This is a genomic window from Schaalia naturae, from assembly GCF_042665795.1.
GTDB classification, from domain to species: Bacteria; Actinomycetota; Actinomycetes; order Actinomycetales; family Actinomycetaceae; genus Pauljensenia; species Pauljensenia naturae.
Genome location: NZ_JBHTEF010000001.1, coordinates 1,382,068 through 1,395,839 on the forward strand (window position 1 = coordinate 1,382,068; position 13,772 = coordinate 1,395,839).

General features: G+C 68.9%; 14 protein-coding genes. All 14 read left to right on the forward strand.

What is annotated here, in order from left to right; translation table 11 throughout:
* Positions 1 to 6 precede the first annotated feature (6 nt).
* The 14 genes from ACFQWG_RS06050 to ACFQWG_RS06115 all read left to right on the forward strand — a co-directional run bounded on the left by ACFQWG_RS06050 (position 7) and on the right by ACFQWG_RS06115 (position 13,766).
* Positions 7 to 789, forward strand: a complete 783-nt coding sequence (locus ACFQWG_RS06050; RefSeq protein WP_380973148.1) for a MerR family transcriptional regulator — start codon at positions 7 to 9, stop codon at positions 787 to 789.
* A gap of 296 nt (positions 790 to 1,085) precedes the next feature.
* Positions 1,086 to 1,994, forward strand: coding sequence for an AraC family transcriptional regulator (locus tag ACFQWG_RS06055; RefSeq protein WP_380973151.1), 909 nt, complete (start codon positions 1,086 to 1,088; stop codon positions 1,992 to 1,994).
* A 251-nt stretch (positions 1,995 to 2,245) separates the two neighbouring features.
* Positions 2,246 to 3,364 (forward strand): ArdC-like ssDNA-binding domain-containing protein, encoded by a 1,119-nt coding sequence (locus ACFQWG_RS06060; RefSeq protein WP_380973154.1) that lies wholly within the window; start codon positions 2,246 to 2,248, stop codon positions 3,362 to 3,364.
* Entirely contained in the window at positions 3,364 to 4,317 is a 954-nt protein-coding gene (locus tag ACFQWG_RS06065; RefSeq protein ID WP_380973157.1) for a bifunctional DNA primase/polymerase, read from the forward strand. Before ACFQWG_RS06060 ends, ACFQWG_RS06065 begins: the two co-directional genes overlap by 1 nt.
* Positions 4,317 to 5,096 (forward strand): helix-turn-helix domain-containing protein, encoded by a 780-nt coding sequence (locus tag ACFQWG_RS06070; protein WP_380973159.1) that lies wholly within the window; start codon positions 4,317 to 4,319, stop codon positions 5,094 to 5,096. The genes ACFQWG_RS06065 and ACFQWG_RS06070 overlap by 1 nt, the downstream gene beginning before the upstream one ends.
* Positions 5,093 to 5,485, forward strand: coding sequence for a hypothetical protein (locus tag ACFQWG_RS06075; protein ID WP_380973162.1), 393 nt, complete (start codon positions 5,093 to 5,095; stop codon positions 5,483 to 5,485). The genes ACFQWG_RS06070 and ACFQWG_RS06075 overlap by 4 nt, the downstream gene beginning before the upstream one ends.
* Positions 5,486 to 5,491: 6 nt before the next feature.
* A complete protein-coding gene (locus tag ACFQWG_RS06080) occupies positions 5,492 to 6,382 on the forward strand; it encodes a hypothetical protein (protein WP_380973165.1) in 891 nt (296 codons plus the stop codon).
* A gap of 6 nt (positions 6,383 to 6,388) precedes the next feature.
* Positions 6,389 to 7,408, forward strand: coding sequence for a ParB N-terminal domain-containing protein (locus ACFQWG_RS06085; RefSeq protein WP_380973168.1), 1,020 nt, complete (start codon positions 6,389 to 6,391; stop codon positions 7,406 to 7,408).
* A gap of 44 nt (positions 7,409 to 7,452) precedes the next feature.
* Positions 7,453 to 8,163, forward strand: a complete 711-nt coding sequence (locus tag ACFQWG_RS06090) for a hypothetical protein (protein WP_380973170.1) — start codon at positions 7,453 to 7,455, stop codon at positions 8,161 to 8,163.
* 20 nt (positions 8,164 to 8,183) lie between these two features.
* Positions 8,184 to 9,839 (forward strand): M23 family metallopeptidase, encoded by a 1,656-nt coding sequence (locus tag ACFQWG_RS06095; RefSeq protein ID WP_380973173.1) that lies wholly within the window; start codon positions 8,184 to 8,186, stop codon positions 9,837 to 9,839.
* Between the two features lie 269 nt (positions 9,840 to 10,108).
* Positions 10,109 to 10,375 (forward strand): DUF6112 family protein, encoded by a 267-nt coding sequence (locus tag ACFQWG_RS06100; RefSeq protein WP_380973175.1) that lies wholly within the window; start codon positions 10,109 to 10,111, stop codon positions 10,373 to 10,375.
* Between the two features lie 196 nt (positions 10,376 to 10,571).
* Positions 10,572 to 10,892 carry a DUF6112 family protein gene (locus ACFQWG_RS06105; protein WP_449329130.1) on the forward strand — a complete coding sequence of 107 codons (321 nt, stop codon included), beginning with the start codon at positions 10,572 to 10,574 and terminating at the stop codon, positions 10,890 to 10,892.
* A 102-nt stretch (positions 10,893 to 10,994) separates the two neighbouring features.
* Positions 10,995 to 12,293, forward strand: a complete 1,299-nt coding sequence (locus tag ACFQWG_RS06110) for a conjugal transfer protein TrbL (protein ID WP_380973178.1) — start codon at positions 10,995 to 10,997, stop codon at positions 12,291 to 12,293.
* Between the two features lie 3 nt (positions 12,294 to 12,296).
* Positions 12,297 to 13,766 (forward strand): PrgI family protein, encoded by a 1,470-nt coding sequence (locus ACFQWG_RS06115; RefSeq protein ID WP_380973180.1) that lies wholly within the window; start codon positions 12,297 to 12,299, stop codon positions 13,764 to 13,766.
* Positions 13,767 to 13,772: the final 6 nt, after the last annotated feature.

The following is a 13,772-nucleotide window of genomic DNA, read 5'->3' on the forward strand; positions in this document are numbered from 1 at the left end:
CAACCAATGCTAACGATCAGTCAACTCGCCAACTACGCCGGAGTAACGGTGAAAGCAGTCCGTCACTACCACAAGCTCGGACTGTTACCCGAACCCCGTCGCAACCACTCGGGCTATCGCACCTATGACGCTGCAGCGGTGGTGCGGCTTATCCGCATCAACGTGCTGGCCAGCTCGGGCGTGCCACTGGCGCAAGTTAAGGAGGTCCTCGACGCGAGTGCCGAGAAGCTCACGGAGACGGTTCAGGAAATCGACAAGAATCTCCGCGCAGAGATCGGGCGGATGCAACGCAGCAGGAAACGCCTGGCGAAGCTTGCCGCCGGGGACCAGATGGCCCTCCCTGCGAGTGTGGTGGGCTACCTTGACCGGCTCCGAGGTCTGGGGGTTGAAGAGCGCTACCTCGCGATGGAACGTGACGCTTGGATCATGATCGCAGCCCAGGTGCCCGATCGAATCGACACCATCATTGCCCGCAAACATCAGGATCTGGACGACCCCGACGTGCGACGGCTCTACGCGCTCGTGAACGACGCCCCAGATGTCTCACCCGACGATCCCCGCGTCGTCGAAGCGGCTGACATCCTGAGCCGGCTGTACACGAAGGCGACGCAGTCCAACACGCTCAACGTTGATGGTCTCGACGACCAATTCGTCGACCTCCTCGACGACACCATGCGTGCCTCTGCACCTGCGGCAGGGCGGCTAATGGCGCTTCTTGAACAGCGGGGCTGGCAGGGCTGGAATCGCGTCGAGCGCGTACCAACCCCCTCCGCACGCCCCCCTGATTAGCCCCACCAAATGTAGCGGTGTCCGCATATGGCGCGGCCACGAAAGCTCAGGATACAGAGCCAGATTCGCGAGAGAGCAGAACCAGCACCCAGGGCGCGTCCTTGCGATGCTCGGTAAGCGCCGGGCGCCGGATGGGAATGCGGAACATTACGGCGTTGATCCGCTGAATCCCCGAGTGACCTGAAGGCGTTCGAGGTCCTAGACGCCTCGTGGCGAGGGCAGGACTGAGCACTCGTGACGATCGCGCGCAGCCCTCACCACCACAAGGATCGATCCATCGTAGCGAGGGAGGCCAGATGCCGTCCCGATCGAGCCGTCATCAGCCGATCCTGGCGCGGACGTGGACGATCCGTTCCCCGGTCGGCCCGGTGGCGTACGACTGTGTCAAGGTGATCGTCGTCAGGTCGGGATCGGCGATTCTGTTCAGCGAGTTCGGGCAGAAGCCCGTCAACGTCGGCGACGCGGTGATCCTCGGCGCGAACGTGCTGTGCGGCTCGGAGCCCGAGGGACACATCACCGTCACCACGATCTACCTGGACACCGACTACGTCATCGATCAGGTGTTCTGGCAGCACGCCGGGCAGCTGCAGGACCGGCTCGAAGCCCAGGGACTCGCCGAAATGGTCTACTCCGAGCCGGCCCAGATACTGCACCTGGGTGAGGACCGCGCCGGGATGCTGATGCCGTGGCTGGATGAGCTGGTCGAGCGCAGCATCAAGGGCGGCTTCACCCGGAACTTCTACCGGATGCAGGCGCTCTGGTTCAGCATCGCCCACGTGGTCGCCCCGTTCGTCAAGGTCTCCCCGGTACGGATTACGGCGTCGCAGCGTGCCCACATCCGGCCCACACTCCCGCGGCATCGCCAGTTCGCGCCGTTGCGTGCCGAGGCCCGCCGGGCCGCCGAATTGCTGCACCAGGCACCGGAGGAACACTGGACCCTCGACGGTCTGGCCACACGAGTGCATCTGTCGCCCTCGCAACTCAGCCGGGTGTTCACCGACGCCTACGGCAAGACGCCCTTGGCGTACCTGACGATGCTGCGCGCTGAGCACCTTGCCAAGTCGTTGCGGGAGACCGACCTGCCAATCGAGAACGCGATGCGGCAAGTCGGCTGGCGCAGTCGCGGGCACGCCGCACAGCAGTTCCGCAAGTACGTCGGGCTCACCCCCGCGCGGTACCGGCAACTGACCTTTCGACCGAGCTGAACCCCGCTCCCGATCTGAGCATCACGAGTGGGATATCGGGAGCATCCCGGCACCGGACCCCACTGATCACGAGCTTCCTGGTAGGCCGGTATGTCCTACGTCAGGCGCACCACGAGTTCTCCTGACGGCCAACCTACCGACCTCGTAGTCCACTGACCGTCTCGACACACCTGCTGGTTCTCCTGGCGCACCTCGTTGGTGCACCGCCCCCGCTCCTGGGCGCGGTCCACGCCGGGAGGAGGCCAGACCAGATGGCAACGAGGCAGGAAGCCCGCGAAGCACGCGAGGCGAAGCTCGATGAACTGCACCAGCGCCTGACCGGCGCGGTCGAACGGCTCGTGTCCGGTCCGGATTGGGCACGTGCGCTCGCATTCGCGGCACGGTTCAGGGCCAGATCGTTCTCCAACACGCTGCTGATCTGGGAGCAGCACCAGGGCGCCTTCGAGCAGGGCCGGGTACCGGAGCCCTTCCCGTCGTACGTAGCCGGCTACAAGCAGTGGCAGGCCCTCGGCCGGCAGGTGGAGAAGGGCCAGCCCGGCTACCAGATTCTCGCGCCGGTGACCGGCCGGTTTGCCTCGGCCAACCCCGCGGACGCGGAGTCGTGGCGCCGTCTCGGGAAGGGTGAGAAGCCGCGTGCCGGTGAGGTGGTGCGCTCGAAGATGGTAGGCGTCCGACCGGCGTATGTGTGGGACGCGAGCCAGACCACCGGCGACCCGATCCCCGAACCCCCGGCACCACGTCTACTGGAAGGCGAATCGCCCGCGGGGTTGTGGGACGGCCTGGCCGCGCAGATTGAGGAGCGCGGGTTTGCGGTGCTGCGTGTGCCGCACGAGGGCCTGATCCACGGCGCGAACGGGATGACCGACTACACCGCGAACACCGTGGCGGTGCGAGAGAACATGGACCGCGCCGCGCAGGTCAAGACCCTCGCCCACGAACTCGGTCACGTCCTGCTTCACGGGCACGATCAGGACGAGGCGCGGCAACATCGCGGCATCGGGGAGGTCGAAGCCGAGTCTGTCGCGCTGATGGTCGGCGCCGCACACGGGATGGACACCAGAAGCTACACGATCCCGTACGTCTCGACCTGGGCGGCCCGCGTCGACGGCAAGGACCCGGTCGAGGTGGTCAAGGCGACCGGTGAGCAGGTCCGCAAGACCGCCCTCGCGATCCTGGACCAGCTCGACACCGCGCAGATCGGCGATGGCACCCCGCCGGGTCTGGAGCGGGACACGACCCGCCGTGCTGCGCCCGCGCACGTTCGACCGGTACCGGCAGCGGAGCCAGCGCCGTCGCGGCGGGTGGCGTCGTTGCCTGAACCAGGTGCGCGACCCGTCCCGGTGCCGGCGTTCGAGGGACGGGGGCTTTGATGGCCGAGCACGGCACGGTCTCCTCAGTCCTGCTGCGGATGACCGGGACGCGGTCGCTGTCGGCGGCCGCGCGGGAGTTCGCGTCGGCGGGAGTGCCGGTCTTCCCCTGTGCGGCGTATGGGAAGCGGCCGGCCACCGGACACGGCTTCCACGACGCCACCACGAACCTGGATCAGATCGAGGCCTGGTGGCGGCAGTCACCGGGCGCGAACATCGGTGTCCCGACCGGGGCAGCCTCGGGCGCGATCGTGGTCGATGTTGACCTGCACGGCCCCGTTGATGGCCGGACCGGTTTTGACCGCGCCGCCCGCGCCGGATTGGTGAACAGGTGGGAGTTGCTGGTGCGCACGCCCACCGGCGGGCTGCACGCCTACTACCCGGCGACCCCCGGCACGGAGCAGCGGTCGTGGCAGGCCGGTCGGGCCGGGATCGACTTCCGCGGCGACGGCGGCTACATCATCGTCCCACCCTCGCTGCGCTCCATCGAGGGCACCACGGTCGGCTACGAGGTTGAGACGATCAACACCCGCCCCGCCGGCCTGCTCGACTCCGACACGCTGCGGGATTTCCTCGACCCCCGCCCCGCACCTCGACCCCTGCCCGAGACCTGGCAGCCGGTAGGACGGGAGGATGCGCAGCGGTTGGCGGAGTGGCTGGACCGGCAGGAGACCGACCGCAACTTGAAGCTGTTCTGGGCGTCCTGCCGTCTCGCCGAGGGCGGCGTCCCGCTCACCGATGCCCTCGACGCCGTGCTGACGGCCGCGAAGTCGGACTTCGGGCCACGGGAGATCACCGCCACAGTCCGGTCCGCCTACCGCACGGTCCGCGGCGAACCAGCCCGACGCGGCCCATCGTCGTCCCCGGCACGCGGTGACTCGCCGCTGTCCGCGGACGGCTGGTTCCGCCGGGACGCCAGCAGGACACGGGGGACATCGAAGGTGCGGGGGCTGTGATGACCACCCCGATCACGAGCAGCACGGTCGCGAACAGGGCGACGGGGGGTCGGTGGGCGGTGGTGACGGCGGTATCCGGGACGGTGTTCATCGCCGCCGGCGCGTTCTGGCTGTCCTTCACGGCGCTCGCGGACCTCGCCGCGCGAAGCGGTGTCGGTGCGGGGCAAGCGTGGGCGTGGCCGCTGATCGTGGACGGCATCATCGTCGTGGCCACCGTCGCGGTCGTCGCGCTGGCCGGTCAGAAGGCCGCGTGGTATCCGTGGGTGCTGCTGATCGGCGGTGCCGCGGTGTCGGTGACCGCCAACGCCATCCACGCTGTGGTCGCTGCCGATGCCGATGTGCCCGGGGTACTGGCCGCGTCGGTGGCGGCGGTGCCGCCGGTGGTGCTGCTCGCGATCACCCACCTGACCGTCATCCTTACCCGCCCGGCGCCCGGCACCGCCGGTCCCAATGAGGCGTCACCCGGCCTCGCGGCACCACGTCGTGCGGTCCTCGACGCACCGGCGCCGTCACAGCCGCGAGAGCTGACGGAGCGACGTGGTGGCCACGACCTCGCGCAGGTGGTGGGCGCGAACGCGCCCGACAGCCCCACAGCAATAGGGGCTCTGGGGCGCACAGCAGTTCTGAAGCGCAGGAACCGGGCGGCTGAGCTGCGCCGGCACGGTTGGTCGAACAAGCGCATCGCCCGCGAACTCGGCGTGCATCCGTCCACGGTCGGGCGCTGGTTCGCCGATGCGCACCTTCCTGACAGCAACGATGGTGAGGAGGCGACCCGATGAACGGGAACTTACACAAACAGCACGAGCAGCGACGGCCGGTCCCCGAGCCCGAACGTGAGCGCGGACCGGTCGACGCGACCAGTACGCCGGATGCGGTGGAAGTCGCCACTGTTCGCCGCGACGACCATGAGCACACTCCCACTGGGATGCGGGCGAGGGGTGCGGAGTGGGTGCGCCCCACCGATCTGATCGCGCGGCATGGGGCGACGCTGTCGGGGCGGGGTATCGACTTCGAGGCCGAGCTGGCCCGCGGCGCCCGCGCCCCGATCACGAACCGTGTCCACGACCTCGCCGACCGGGCGCGCCGGTTGCCGCCGCTGTCCGCCTTCGGCCGCAGCACCACCAGCCCCACGCGGCCGGTGCGCTCTGGTCTCGGGATGAACAGGTGACCGGCCATGAGCACCACAACAAACCAAGACCACGATGGCGCAGATTTCACGACCGGAGAGGGCCTGCGTGCCCTGCTGAACCGGCTGTACGAGGCGGGCAAGGGAGCGTGGGCCTCCGACCCGGCCGCACGAGAGTTGATGGCCTTCGCGGCGGAGAAGTACACCCCGTTGGCGCGCAAGCACGGTCTCGATCCGTGGGAGGCGGCATCGGCGGCGTTTGACGCGATGCAGTACGCCTCCACCCGGAGGGCGGATGATCCGTGGGCGATGGTCACCCACGGAGTGCGGATCACCTGCATCTTCGAGGAACGCGCCCAGGGACTGCTCTGCTCGGTCCACCAAGCACGGCGACCGCATGTGTCGGCGTTCCACGACCCGGAGCGGTTCGGCGACCGGGACAACCCGCTGACGGACTATCACCCTGCCTTCCACGTCACCGACCCCAGCTCGGCAGACGCCGAGACGGGCACCAGCGCCGATGCGGGCGACGGTGGCGGTTCCGGCGGTTCGGATCGGGCGTGCATGTCGGCTGAGTCGGCGAGCGAGGACGCGATCGGGCTGTTGTGCCTGCTGGGCTGGGCGCCGGAGACCGCGCGCGCGTCGGTGGAGCATGTCTGCGGGGCGCTGATGCGGGCCGGTACCCGGCAGTCCGCCTATGAGGGCCTGAGGCGGGACCGGCACGCGCGCGCCCTGCTCGACCTGCCCCGCGCCTCGTGGACGGTGCTGCTGCGGGCGCTGCTCGGCAACCCGCATCCCGCCTACGCCGCCACGAGTGCGGGCAAGGGGGTGCTGCTGCGGCTGTTGATCGGCGAGACGCTGCCGGTGCTGCTGCGCGATGACGACCTCGTGCTCTCCCTGTCGCTGGCCGCACCGCGGCGCCGTCCCGCGGGGGGGTGAGCGGCGGTGAGTTTCGATCCAGGACATATCGAGCTGGAGTGGACGGTCAATTCCATCCGGGTCGGCCGCCGGCACCGTACCGAGCTGGGCGACATCGACGAACTCGCCGCTTCCATCGAACGCGACGGACTGTTGCAGCCCATCACCGTCACCCCGGACGGCGTGCTCGTCTGCGGCGCGAGGAGGCTCGCAGCGATCAAGAGGCTTGGGGAGAAGAAGGTGAACGTGTGGGTCCGCTCCGGCCTCTCCGACCGGCTCGGGCAGTTGTTGGCCGAGCAGGACGACAACATGCTCCACAAGCCGCTCACCCAACGCGAAACCGCCGCCCTGTATCGGGAGCTGAAGCAGGTGATGGCCGAAGACGCCACCCGGCGCAAAGCCTCCACGCAGTTCAGCAGCGACTACCAGCCGGGGAGTGACGGTCCCGGAAATTTTCCGGGACCGTCAACCGCGCACGGTGATGCCCGCGAGCAGGCGGCCGCGATGATCCCCGGCGGCGCGTCCTACAAGACGGTGGAGAAGGTCGGCTACCTCGAACAGATCGTCGCCGACCCCGCACAGCCCGAGAGCCTGCGCACTGAGGCACAGGCAGGGCTGGAGCGGATCGAGAACGGCGCCCCGGTGCACCCGATCTATCAGACGGTTCGCGACGCGGCGATCGCTGCGCAGGACGTGCGGGAGGCCGACCTGCACCAGATGGCGGATGAGGCTGTCGCCCGCGCCACTGCCGCGAAGAAGCAGAAGGGCAAGACGTCGGCGCGCCGACCGGTGCCGTTGACCGGTACCGATGGGGAGCCGGTGCGGTATCCGGTGCGGGCGTTCATCCACACCTGGGGCGAGCTGACCGAGTGGTGGACCCACTACGACGCCGCTCAGCTCGCCGCCGAGCTGAGCGAGGAGCAGATCGCTGGCTTCTTGGACACGGCCGAGGGTACAAGCGGGTTCGCCGAGGAACTGCGCGCCGCCTGTGATCGCCGGGCAGCCGACGACGCCCCCTCGGCGCGCGGTCATCTGCGCGCCCTCTGACTGTCGCACTGAGGGTGAGGGAAAGGTGCGCGCACCTCTCGGGTATGAAGACTCCCCTCGCCGTCTCTGATCCTCGTTCCCGTCACCGGCTCATCGCCCTGGTCGCCGCTCTCGTCGCGATCGTGGTGCTCGCCGGGGTCGGGGTCTACGGGCTCCTGACCGGACCGCCCACGAGCGATCACAGCCCCGACCGTAGCGGCGACACGCGGCCGGGGCCGGTCGTCACCACTCCTGGCGAGCCGACGCCGACCGGAACCCCGTCCCTCCCAGCTCTGCCGGAGGTCGAGGCGTCGGAGGACCCGGAGACCTTCGCCCGCAACGTCGCCGAGACCTTGTTCGCCTGGGACACCGCCTCCGGGTTGATGCCCTTGGACTACAGCGCGGTGGTCCTCGGCATGGGCGACCCTTCGGGTGCGGAGCAGGCCGGACTCGCCTCCGATGTCGCCGCCTACCTCCCGACCAGAGATGCGTGGTTGGAGCTGAGGCAGTACGCCACCACCCAGCGCCTCACGATCGAGAACGCCTTCGTCCCCGAGGCGTGGGACACCGCGGTGGAACAGGCCCAACCTGGCCAGCTCGCCGAAGGCACCATCGCCTACACGATCGATGGCACCCGCCACCGCACCGGCGTCTGGAACGACGAGCAAGTGACCTCCGAGCATGCGGTGTCGTTCACCGTGTTCATCGTCTGCGGCCCCACATATGACACCTGCCATCTGCTGCGGCTGTCCCAGCTCGACAACCCCCTCCGATAGCCGCCTGGGGGTGAGTGCTCATGTTGAAGAAGGTCGCCGTCGCCGCACTGATCCTGGTGTTCTTCGGACCCGCCTTGGCGTTGCTCTCAGTCGGAGTGCTGATGAACCCCGCCGCAACCGCCACCGCCACCTGCACCGTCAACGGGGGCGGAGTCACGGTCAGAGACGTCCCCGACGAGCTGGAGGTCACCACCGCCAACGGTGAGACCTTCACCCTGAACCAGACCCAGCTCACCCACGCCGCCACGATCATCGAGACCGGCTCCGGCATCGACGGCGTGAGTCGCGACGGGTTGGTGATCGCGTTGATGGCCGCGCTCACCGAGTCCACCCTGCGGATGCTGTCCAACACCAGCGCCTATCCCGAGAGCGCGGACTATCCGAACGACGGCGACGGCTCGGACAACGACAGCTTGGGCCTGTTCCAGATGCGGCCACAGTCCGGGTGGGGAACCGTCGCCGAGCTGATGGACCCCGTCTACCAGACGCAGGCGTTCTTCGGCGGACCCACCGGACCCAACCACCCGAGCCCCAGGGGGCTGCTGGACATCCCCGGTTCGGAGGAGATGGATAAGGGCGAGGCCGCCCAAGCCGTCGAAGTCAGCGCGTACCCGGACCGGTATCGCAACTACGAGCCGGTCGCTGAGACCATCCTCAGCACCCTCACCACCACGACGGCCAGTACGGGTGACGCTGGGGTCGTTCCGGTCGCGCAGACCGGCGGGCCGGAGTCGTCACGGGTGGTGTTCCCGGTCCCGGAGGGCACCTGGGTCCTCACCTCCGAGTACGGGCCGCGAGTGCATCCGATCACCGGAGAGAACTCCTTCCACACCGGCACCGACTTCGCCGCCCCGGACGGCACTCCGCTGCTCGCGGCAGCCGATGGCACCGTCACGGTGGCGGAGTTCTCCGGCGGCTACGGCGGGCTCATCGTCATCGAGCACACCATCGGCGGCCAGACCGTCGCGACGGCCTATGCGCACATGTGGGAGCACGGCATCCACGTCCAAGCCGGCGACACCGTGACCGCCGGGCAGCACATCGGCGACATCGGCTCCTCCGGCAACTCGACCGGTCCGCACCTGCATTTCGAGGTCCGCCTCGGCGGCACCGATGGCTCGCACACCGATCCCGCCGCCTGGCTCAACTCCCATGACGCGGCCGACCTGCCCGAACCCGAGACCGGCACCCCGGGCCAGGACTGTGAGCCCGAGAACGGAGGTGCGCCTGGTGGGGCGCCGGAGCCGTTCGAGGGTGACCCGAACCAGATGGTCGACGACCCCACCACAGGCGGGCAGATCACCGCCCGGATGCTGCACCTGTACACCCAGACCATCGCCGCGTTCCCCAACACGAGCTGGGTCTGCTACTCACCGCGCCCCGGCACCCTCTCCGAGCACCCCCTCGGCCGGGCCTGCGACGGCACGTTCGGCAACGCCATCGGTTCCCACCCCACCCCGGCACAGCGCGAGCTCGGCTGGGACGTCACCAACTGGATGAAGACCCACGCCGAAGCCCTGGGCGTCGAGTACCTGATCTGGGACGGCCGCATCTGGTCCCTCGCCCGCGACGCCGAGGGCTGGCGTCCCTACGACGGCGGCGGCATGCACGACCCCGGCGACGTGACCGGCGGACACTACGACCACCTGCACGTCACCGTGTCTCAGAATCCGTGATTATTCGCTTACATCTGATGCACGAATCATGCATCGGATGTAGGCGGCGGATCGGTCACCGTCCCGGTCACAGCGGCCGCTGAGGTGGCGCCGGTAATCCGAGCGAAGACCGTGGCGTTCCGCCGGAGCAGGTGGGCGGTCCCGGCGTGGCTGGGTCAGCGGGTCGCACCTCCCGGTATGAGGGCTATTGCGTCACTTCGATCATCGGACACCACCAGCATCGCGTTCACTCGCTGCACCCGCGAAGAACGCGCCCGTGGTGATGCGGCATGAACGTGTTCCCGGACTTCGACGGGCTCGGCGGCATCGGCGACCTCCGGGCCGTGATCGGCGCGCTGCTCACGTTCGTACTGATCGTCGCGGTGCTGATGCTGATCGTCTCCGCGATCGTGTGGGCCATCACCGCCGCGAACGGCAACCACGCGATGGCCGGTAAGGCCCGCACCGGCGTGCTCGTCGCCGTGTGCACCGCCGCACTGGCCGGTTGCGGGGTGGCCTGGATGAACTGGCTCATCGCCCTCGGGGACCAGTTCTGACCCCCGCCCGTCGTTCGTCGTCATCGTCATTGCTACCGGTGCCATCTTGCCCTGCTCCGGGGCAGGGCGGCATCGGCGTGTTGCGGGTCTCTGAGCGGTGGGACTCGGCGAGTGGATGTGTGGGCGCACCTGACACGTGAACCCGTCCGTGTTCCCCCGCCCTCGCCGGCGGGTCCGCATCTGTCAGGAGCCCATCGTGTTCGACCTCGCCACCACCCTTCTCACCGCACCGCTCGTGCTGCCGATGGACATCGACATCGACCCCAACAGCGACGGCCTGCCCGGCATTGCGCAGCTTCGCACCATCGTCGGCGCCGTCATGACGGTCGGCCTCATCCTCTCCGTCCTCGCGCTCATCATCAGCGCGATCGTGTGGGGCTTCGGCGCCAACTCCAGCAATCCCCATCTCGCGGGCAGGGGCAAGGTCGGCGTCCTCGTCTCCTGCGGCGCCGCGGTGATCTGCGGCGCATCGGTGACGCTCATCAACTTCTTCTGGAACGTCGGCCAGCAGGTCTAGCACCCATCCATACGTCAGGAAGTAGGTCTTGTGATGGGCGTCTGCGACGTCCCTGTCATCTCTTCCGTCTGCGACGCGGTCGGTGAAGGCGCCGCCAGTCTGGTGGCGGCACCGTTCGACTGGCTCGCCCAAGCGATGGGCGCGGCCGCCGGCTGGCTGTTCGAGGCCGTCTGGGCGGTGTTCGACACCACCACCCTCGTGGATGTCACCAGCGAGGAGTACGTCAGCGTCTACAACATCCTGTTCGGCATCGCCGTGTTCGTGATGCTGATCTTCTTCTGCCTCCAGCTCATCACCGGCCTCATCCGCCGAGACCCCACCGCACTCTCCCGAGCGGCGTTGGGGTTGGCGAAATCGGTGCTCGGGTCGTTCGTGGTCATCACCCTGACCGCCCTGCTGCTGGAGATCGTGGACCAGCTCTGCATCGGGATCATCCAAGCCGCCGGAGAGACCACCGAGAGCATGGGCGACAAGATCGCCCTGCTCGCCGCCGGCCTGGTCGGGATCAACATCGCCGCCCCGGGCGTCGGGGCGATCATCACCATCTTCCTCGCCGGCCTCGCCATCGCCGCCGCCGCAATCGTCTGGCTCTCCCTGCTGGTCCGTAAGGCGCTGCTGCTCGTGGCGATCGTGTTCGCCCCGCTGGCGTTCTCCGGCGCCTCCTGGGACGCCAGTCGGGGGTGGATCAGCAAGTGGGCGATGTTCGTCATCGCCCTGATCTGCTCCAAGCTCGTCCTGGTCGTGATGTTCCTCGTCGCCGTCACCCAGGTGTCCGCGGCGATCGATGGGGACCTGGCCTCAGTCAGTGATCCGATTGCGGGGATCGTACTGATGGCGATGGCCGCGTTCGCGCCGTATCTGACGTACAAGTTCATCGCGTTCGTCGGGTTCGACATGTACCACGCGATCGGCTCCGAGCAGGACGCGAAGAACGCTCTCAACCGTCCCGTCCCGGTGCCGTCCAAGCCCGGCGGCAACGGCGGCGGTGAGCCGAAGAAGGTCCTCGACGGAACCAGCAGCGGCGGCGGGAACACGGGCGGAAGCTCCGGTGGAGGAAGCAGCGCCCCGCCACCGCCGAAGACCCCGGCACCGGCACTCGCCGCGAGCGGCGGAGGGGCGGCAGCAAGCGGAGGCAGTGCAGCCGCAGCTGGACCCGTGGCCGCCGGGGTCGTGATCGGCGCGGGTGTCGCCAAGGGCGCCGCGACCGCCGGGCCGAAGGCCGGAACCGCGCTGGGAGCCCAGGGCGAGCACGCCGCCGACGCAGCCGCGCAGACACCGCCACCGCCCGCCGCTTCACCTGCGGCACCGCCGTCGAGCCCGGCACCACGACCGCCGAGCACCGACCCGTCACAGCCGCCGAAGCAGCCCCCGCCGCCCGCGCCACGCCCACCGAAGGAGTAGACGATGAGCAGCACGAACCACGACCGTCCCACCGCGGGCGAACTCGTGCCGGTGAAGTTCTCCCGCCTCACCCGCCGGGGTGTCCTCCTCGGCCTGTCGCTGACCCAGCTCATCATGCTCGCCATCGGCGGAGCCACACTCATCGGCGCGTTCTACGCCGGCGGCGGGATGCTGCTCGCCTACACCGCCCCCATCTGGGTACTCGCCGCCGCGCTGACCTGGATACCCATCGCGGGCCGGCCCAGCGTGGAGTGGCTGCCCGTCGCCTGCTGGTGGCTGTGGCGCACCACCGGAGGGCAACTGCTGTACCGGCGCAGGATCGTCGTCCCGCGCCCCGTCGGCACCCTCGCGCTGCCCGGCGACATGGCGCGCCTGCGCGAGTACACCGACCCCGACACCGGAGCTGGGATGATCCACGACCCCCAGGCCGCCACCTTGACCGTGGTGTGCGAGGTCACCCATCCCGCGTTCGTGCTCCTCGATCCCGGCGAGCAGGAACGCCGGGTCAGCTCCTGGGGCCGCGTTCTGGCCACCGTCTGCCGCTCGGGGCGGATCGCGACGCTGCAAGTCCTCGAACGCACCCTCCCTGACTCCGGCACCGGACTGGCCGAATGGTGGGCCACCCACGGCACCCCGGACGGCTCGTGGGCCGCCAACACATACGCCGAACTCATCGACCGCGCCGGACCCGCCGGCGAACGCCACGCCACCACACTCTCGCTGTCACTGGACATGAAGACCAGCGCTCGGCAGACCAGAACCGCCGGAGGAGGGATACGCGGGGCCGCCGCCGTGCTGCGCCAGGAAATGAACACCCTCGTCGCCGCGCTCCGCTCCGCCGACCTCTCGCCGTCGGGCTGGCTAACACCAGGGCAGATCGCGGTGATGCTGCGTTCCGCCTACGACCCCGCTATCGCCGCCACCCTGGAGCGCCACGGAAGGCTCGGCCAGTCACTCGCGACTGCGGGGCCGGTCGCCGTCACCGAGACCTGGGGCAGGCTACGCACCGACTCCGCCCATCACGCGGTGCTCTGGGTCAGCGAGTGGCCCAGGTCGCTGGTCTATCCGGGGTTCCTGTCACCGGTACTGCTGTCCACCGGCATCCAGCGGTCGTTCTCGCTGATCTGCACCCCGATGCGCTCCGACCAGGCCGCACGTGACATCCGCAAGAAGAAGGTCGAGCACATCTCCGACCACGCCCAGCGCGCGAAGATCGGCCAGATCGAAGACGCCTCACAGACCGCCGAGTACCACGACGTGCTCCAGCAAGAAGCCGACCTAACCGCCGGACACGGCATCCTCCGCTACACGGGCCTCATCGCCGTCTCCGCACCCACCATCGAGGAACTCGACGCCGCCGTCGCCGCCATCGAGCAAGCCGCGATCCAAGCCTCGTGCGAGACCCGGCTGCTCGTCGGCCAGCAAGCAGCCGCGTTCACCGCCGCCGCGCTCCCGCTGTGCCGGAGGGTGTGACTTCAG